This window comes from Paraburkholderia sp. BR10954 (assembly GCF_040965775.1).
Classification (GTDB): Bacteria; Pseudomonadota; Gammaproteobacteria; order Burkholderiales; family Burkholderiaceae; genus Paraburkholderia; species Paraburkholderia youngii.
The window spans coordinates 1-352 of record NZ_JBFRCK010000256.1 but is presented as its reverse complement, the minus strand read 5'-3'; the positions used below and the strand labels follow the sequence as shown (position 1 = coordinate 352).

Genomic DNA, 352 nt, shown 5'->3' with positions numbered 1-352 from the left:
CCTTGTCCGCATGCAACTTGCCCGGGGGTTTGCGGGGCTGGCCATTCAGACCCGAGACTGCCGGAATGGCATCGAGCGTGGGCTCGAATGCCATCGAGTCGTGTCGGTTGGCGCCCGTGACCGTGATAGCCAGTGGAATGCTGCGCGCGTCTACAACGATGTGCCGTTTCGACCCGAGCTTTCCCCGGTCTGTCGGGTTGGGGCCGGTTTCCTGCCCCCCGGGGGCTGGCAGCATCGAGGCTCGCCCGTTCCCAATCAATCTGGTCGTGTTCACGCAACCGGCGAAGCATTGCCAGATGCAGTTGCTCCCACACGCCTGCGGCCTGCCAGTCTCGTAGCCGTCGCCAGCATG

Annotated in this window: 1 pseudogene; it reads right to left on the bottom strand. The window is 64.8% G+C overall.

From position 1 onward, the window contains the following. Positions 1-352 (bottom strand): annotated as a pseudogene (locus AB4Y34_RS42135) (transposase); the annotation flags it as partial.